7 protein-coding genes and 1 pseudogene are annotated in these 5,939 nt (G+C 45.3%); 6 read left to right on the forward strand and 2 right to left on the reverse strand.

Translation table 11 applies throughout. The features are described 5' to 3' along the window. The first annotated feature begins 374 nt into the window (after positions 1–374). Positions 375–1,343, forward strand: coding sequence for an LPD25 domain-containing protein (locus tag JC606_RS22525; protein WP_198779486.1), 969 nt, complete (start codon positions 375–377; stop codon positions 1,341–1,343). Positions 1,344–1,395: 52 nt separating this feature from the next. Continuing rightward, entirely contained in the window at positions 1,396–1,584 is a 189-nt protein-coding gene (locus tag JC606_RS22530; RefSeq protein WP_198779487.1) for a hypothetical protein, read from the forward strand. Between the two features lie 226 nt (positions 1,585–1,810). Here JC606_RS22530 and JC606_RS22535 read toward each other — a convergent pair whose 3' ends face one another. Continuing rightward, the gene (locus JC606_RS22535) at positions 1,811–2,005 is read right to left on the reverse strand and encodes a hypothetical protein (protein ID WP_004741863.1); all 195 of its coding nucleotides are present in this window, start codon (positions 2,003–2,005) and stop codon (positions 1,811–1,813) included. Positions 2,006–2,173: 168 nt separating this feature from the next. Between JC606_RS22535 and JC606_RS22540 the strand changes: the two genes are divergently transcribed. From JC606_RS22540 to JC606_RS22550, 3 genes are all read left to right on the forward strand, one after another. Next, complete coding sequence (locus tag JC606_RS22540) at positions 2,174–2,542, forward strand: hypothetical protein (RefSeq protein WP_004741862.1); 369 nt, start codon at positions 2,174–2,176, stop codon at positions 2,540–2,542. Positions 2,543–3,221: 679 nt separating this feature from the next. Next, positions 3,222–3,629, forward strand: coding sequence for a LexA family protein (locus tag JC606_RS22545; RefSeq protein WP_137406158.1), 408 nt, complete (start codon positions 3,222–3,224; stop codon positions 3,627–3,629). Further along, positions 3,629–4,885, forward strand: a complete 1,257-nt coding sequence (locus tag JC606_RS22550; RefSeq protein ID WP_198779488.1) for a Y-family DNA polymerase — start codon at positions 3,629–3,631, stop codon at positions 4,883–4,885. Before JC606_RS22545 ends, JC606_RS22550 begins: the two co-directional genes overlap by 1 nt. Before the next feature lie 85 nt (positions 4,886–4,970). Here JC606_RS22550 and JC606_RS22555 read toward each other — a convergent pair whose 3' ends face one another. Further along, positions 4,971–5,381, reverse strand: coding sequence for an OST-HTH/LOTUS domain-containing protein (locus tag JC606_RS22555; protein WP_198779489.1), 411 nt, complete (start codon positions 5,379–5,381; stop codon positions 4,971–4,973). 84 nt (positions 5,382–5,465) lie between these two features. On the opposite strand from JC606_RS22555, the pseudogene JC606_RS22560 reads away from it, so the two are divergent. Next, positions 5,466–5,849 (forward strand): annotated as a pseudogene (locus tag JC606_RS22560) (sugar O-acetyltransferase); the annotation flags it as partial. Between the last annotated feature and the right edge of the window lie 90 nt (positions 5,850–5,939).

The raw sequence follows: 5,939 nt of genomic DNA on the forward strand, positions 1-5,939 counted from the left end.
ATACCTTTACTCGTTTCCTTGCAATACTAGGGGAGTCCATATACGTTCCTCACTCAATCGGTGGCTCAACCAAGCCAATAAAAAATACAAACAGCGTATTTCCCATTGTCTTGGCCGTTCCGGTCACAATCAGGGCTAGGCAAGCTTTCGCTTTTGCGGCCAAGTGCTGTCGGAGTATGCGTGGTGTTTGTGCTCTATTTTGTCCTTGGGCTGGGTTTCAACGTTTCGTTTACGCCACTTCTATCCTTCGCCTGCAGAACTTCACTAGAAAAAGTGAAATGAACGCTGCGCGCTTTTGCCAGTGAAAACCATGCAGGCTACCGGGAAGTTAGGCGAAAACGACGATGAAACCCTAACAACCCAAGGAGCACACCATGTCACATTCCCTTTCTTCGCAAACTCACAGCACTAAGCCCGCAAAAGCGAGCAACGTATCCCCGTTGCATCCGTCAGGCTCTACAACAATGAAGGTGGCGCCGCTGTCTGTTGTGATTCACTGGTCTGAATCTTCCAGGCTACAAACGGGTGAAGAGTTTGAGTTCGAAATTTTTGAGGCCATTGCACTGAAAGCCGCTTTGGATAATCCAGTAGGTGGTTACGACAAAACAGAAGTAACGGTGAAGTTCGAAGGTGGCCATCAGCATCGTTGCCGCGTCGATTTGGGTTGCGGCGGTAATGAGTGTGGGTTTGCGGACCACTGTTTTCGTGTCCTCGAGTACGCTCTATCGCTTGAGAAAAGTGAACCGTCGCATTGGTACTTTACTCACGCCCAAGGGCGTGAGCTGCTCGCATTGCTTAAAACCTATCAGTTAAATCGGCATACGGTGGCGCTGGCTCGATCTCAGGTGTTAGCGCGCACCCGTTTAGCGAAAGCGCAACAAGAAGCCGAGGAGCAGGCCAAGGCTAAACAAACAAAAGCGGCGCACCAACAGCAAGTAGAACGAGAGAAGGCGTTTCAGGCATCGCTTTTCATACCGGATTGGGCGCAGGGTGTCATTGTGGCCACGTACACCGTATTTGATGAGGAAAGTAGCGATCCTTATGGTGATGACTACCGCTTTAATACCGAAAAAACGATTGTTCTCGCCTGGTCTAAACATACGCGTCGGTTGTTCCCAGAGCTGCGCAAAGCGTGCTTAAACCATGAAGATACGACGTTTTTAGCGGATAAAACGCAAAGTAGTGAACATCGAGAAAACTATTCAATGGGTGCCGGTACCTACCTCGCTAATAAAGATTTTATTCGTTGTGGTTGGTCGGTGCGTAAAGTGCGCTTTTGGCGTGAAGACAGCAAAGCGGTTTATGTTCCACTGGGTGAACTGGCTCAAGCCGTTCAAGCATAACTGGGCGGGGCTAACGCCCGCACTTCCTTCGTAAACCACTGGAGGCGTGACAATGTCACAAGAAGGTCGCTTTACCATCGATATTCGCTTAGTCCACTTGTTCGAAAAGTTAGCCACATTAAACCCGCCCGTTGGCCAAATGGTGGCTGCGTTGAATGTTGTGCTTGCCGAGAATGGCGAGACGATCGTGACACGTGAGGACTTTGAGCGGTTTTTAGAACAGGTTGAGGAATGGGAATGAGAAAAGGCGTATTGTGTCGCCTTTTGCCCTTTAAATAACTCTGAAAAGCATCAAAACCTTACAAGGCGTTATGGAATGGCATCGGACTGGATAGGCGTCCTAAAAGCAACTAGGAGCTTTTTAGGTGCTCTGAGGGCTGTTTTCGATAGCGAAGTCGCCCGTTAGTTGTTTGATTTACTCCAACTTCCATGCATTTGTCTTGTTGGTTTTAACATAACCCAACTTATTAAGTTTTAGCTCTCTCTGTCTTATTGGTTATGGTTTTTTTTGCAATTAGGTTTGTGTTTTGTATTTCATCCAATAACAGTTGAGCATGAACATAAAGGTAACCAATAGAATTTTTATCTTCAGGCTGGGTAAGGATTGATTTGCACCAAAAGGTAACGTCTTCAAGTTTTGATTCAAGATTAATGTCGCTCATAAATCACTTCAATAAATCGTAATGAATGAGAACGTTAATAGAATTTATCCACTTATGGTATACACGGCTTAAAAGTAATATTAAACTAATTGCACTTATGTTGTGTTTTTCATTAAAATCAACATGTTATCACTTTGTTTTTTTGTTTTTTAATTGGTATTAAGTGTTTTGAAAAATTTATTTCTTGCGAGTTCTGCTGTTTCATGGGCGATTACAGTCTCAGTTTTAATTTGGGTGTTCACTGGAAAAGAACCGCACAGTGATAACTTGGCTCAAGTTCATCATTTAGCCAGTGAGTATGCCTTTCACGTTATTGAGCAGGGGTTAGCTGGAAAGAGTGACTCTCAGGCTCAATTTGAGCAAGTTTCTAACTGGAAAAAAATGGGGTGGACAGCTCAAACAGGAGCTCTGAAAACTCTATGTAATATTGATCAAAAAAGAATGGAATTGGTCATGGATGAAAAGGTTATAAAGGACGTATGTAGGCTAATTAGGCTCCCTGAACCCTTGAGTGCTCTAACGCCTCTTGAATCGTAAGCCTTTAGTAAAACCTTTTTTGTTTAAGATTAGCTGATGTAGAGGTTCATTTGTTGTACATAGTGGTTAATTTAATTGTAGTTTATGTGCATATAGTCGTGTTTTTGTTGTTTACTCAAGACCCCCTTGAGTACATTAGTGAATCTAATGTCTTTCATGTAAAAAAAGGGGGGAAGACCATTGCCAAATACAGGAAGCAAAGCAGAAATCATAGGATCTTTAGTTTTTTGTATAACGAGGGAGGCATGGTAAGTTTTCAGCAGTTATCTGAAGTTGCTAAGGTTGACGAGGATATGATTTATTCTTCATTAAAAAACTTACGTTTAAATGGTGATTTGTTAACAATATCCAGAAAAGGCAAGTGGGCACAATTAGACGTGTAATTTTAATCGAACACCATCACTGTTAGTTATTGTGATACCTATTTAACGTAACGTCACTTAGTGCAAACAGAGGCTCCCGATTGGGAGCTGTTTTTCTAGCACAAAGGAAGAAAGGGGTCCCTCCTTGTTTTATTGATAGATTGGTCAATAGTATTTGTGTATGCCGGTTTTCCCCAAATACAAACTCACCTCTTAGTGAAGAATGTGTCATTAAGATGTTACTTAGCCGAATCACAGGCTTGCGCTCCGGGGCATTTTTACCCATAATAATACTGTATATATAAACAGTATTATTTATGAACGTTATTCCTATTTCAGCCCGTGCTGGCATCACTGGCTTTGAGTCACCTGCTGCGGAGTACCGCCAACTTTCGCTTGATTTAGATGAGTTACTGGTCGAGCACCCAAGCGCGACTTTTTTAGGGCGCGCGAGCGGCGACTCGATGCAAGGGGTCGGTATCTTCGATGGGGATATTCTGATTGTCGATCGCCATGTCACCTTGAGTAATATGGATGTGATTGTGGCCAACCTGAATGGCGAATTCGTGTGTAAGTTGCTTGATATTAAGCATCGCCAGCTGCTTTCTGCTAACCCTGGCCACGCACCAGTTTTGGTCCAAGATTGCGACACCTTCACAGTGGAAGGCGTCGTCATACGTTCGATACGCTGTCACCGGGCCAGTCATTTATTGGGGCAAGGGTAATGTTTGCCCTGGTTGATGCCAATGCGTTTTACTGCAGCGCCGAGCAAGTCTTTCGCCCCGAATGGCGTGGTAAGCCTGTTGTTGTCCTGTCCAATAATGATGGTTGCGTAGTCGCGGCAAACCGCCAAGCCAAAGAGTGCGGAGTCGAGAAGTTTAAGCCCTACTTCCAGATGAAAGCACTGTGCGAGCAACGCGGCGTTATCGCGCTCTCTTCTAACTATGAGCTTTACGGTGACTTATCGAGCAAGATGATGGAAGTCATCGGCCGATTTGCTCCTGAGCAGCACATCTACTCTATCGATGAATCTTTTCTCTCTTTCGAGCGAACGGCGCTCGCGATACCGTGTCTTCGTGAGCATGGGCAAACCCTCAGAAAATCGGTGTGGCGAGAATGTCGGTTACCTGTGTGTGTGGGCATTGGACCGACGTTAACTCTAGCCAAAATAGCCAATCATGCAGCAAAGAAAATCGCTGGGTTTGATGGGGTGTGCGTGCTCGATACTTTAGTGGAACGCGAACGCGTCCTTGCTCAGCTCTCAGTCAGTGATGTGTGGGGAGTAGGAAAACGGCTGACGACTCACCTAAAACACCTTGGTATCACCACCGCGTTACAACTGGCCAAGTACCCGGCGCCATTGGCCCGCAAGGTGTTTAATGTGGAGTTGGAACGCACTGTGCGTGAGCTCAATGGCCAAGTCTGTAAACAGTGGGATGAAGCAAGAGCCGATAAAAAACAGATCTTTTCTACGCGCAGCTTTGGCGAACGCATTGAAGACGAAACCTTATTACGTCAGGCGTTGTGCCACCACGCGGGCATTGCATCGCGTAAAGCAAGAAAGCAGCAATCCTTATGTAAGGTGCTAATGTGCTTTGCCTCGAGTTCGCCCTTTGATGATGCGCCCTATAACCGGCGTGTCGTCCACCGGTTCCCCTACCCAACAGCGGATGTCACGCAAATCACTCAAGTGGTTTCTGAACTCACAGCGCAGCTCTTTTCAGAAGGCGTGCGCTTTTACAAAGTGGGAGTTGGGCTATTGGATTTGGTTGATGGGAGGCAAGAGCAAGCGGACTTGTTTAACCCAGCCCCAAACAATACGCCGTTAATGTCGGTGTTTGATGGTCTGAATCAACGTTTTGGCCAGAATACGGTATTCCTTGGCGCTCAAGGCATTGGGCAAAAGTGGCAAATGCGGCGTCAACTTCTAACACCGCAGTACACGACATCTTGGGCAGATTTGCCTCAGGTTAAGTGCTGAAGTTAACTTCAGCCCAAAATATTAATTCCGCAAAAGACAATTCTTAAGCAACAAGGGCAACAATGTTGGGCTATTTTTTGTTAAATCAGACAATCTTAATATTTGTTGCTCCAGGAGCGGGGCCATGGTGCTTTGAGCTCTTTTGAAAGTAGACCTTCTGGTTTGATTTTATCTTTGACCAGTGTTTTTCGTCCATCAAGTCATCCTTACGAAAATAAAACTCCTCTCCCTGGCACACAATAAATGCAAAACCTTTACCTTTCTTAGGTGTCGCTTTCACCGTACCTATAGCGTTGGCAAGGCGCACGTAACAACGGTCGTCTCGAACATCATGAATTTCCAGTTGGGTCGTTTTATTAATGATCAGTTTCTTTAGGCTTGCGCTACCGTAACTTCTAGGGTCAAAAGCACTGTCTAATTGCTTCAATTTAGTGCCGAGGTCACCAAGATAGATACTGTCATTGTCTCCAACTAACTGCCAGTATGCGTCGAGCAACAGCTTGTCCAGTTCTGCATCATCTCCGGCATCTCCAGCTTGGTTATCCTCACAGCCAATATTCTCAACATAAACAAAGTTGTATATTTAGAACCACCATTTCGCTGCGACTACGGCTCAAACATTAAGCTCGGTAAGAACTTTTACGCCAACTTTAATTGTGTCGTGTTAGATATGGCTGAAGTAACGATTGGCGACAATGTGCTGTTTGCCCCTAATGTACAAGTGCTTGCGGCAGGTCACCCATTGGATGTAAAGAGCCGTGTTGATGAAGGCGTTGAGTTCGGTACGCCAATCACGATTGGTGACAATGCTTGGATTGGTGCTGGCGTGATTATTTGCCCAAGCGTGAATATTGGTAAGAATAGTGTGATCGGTGCGGGTAGTGTTGTGACCAAAGATATTCCAGACAATGTGGTCGCAGTCGGTAACCCATGCCGAGTATTAAAGCCAATTGATAATGAATAGTAGAACAACCAAAGAGACAAAGCCCGAATCTAGATTCGCAATGTAGATCAGATAAGGATCGGTTGACCGATCCTTCTTCTGAGAGATAAT

This window comes from Vibrio sp. IB15, from assembly GCF_016406055.1.
GTDB classification, from domain to species: Bacteria; Pseudomonadota; Gammaproteobacteria; order Enterobacterales; family Vibrionaceae; genus Vibrio; species Vibrio chagasii.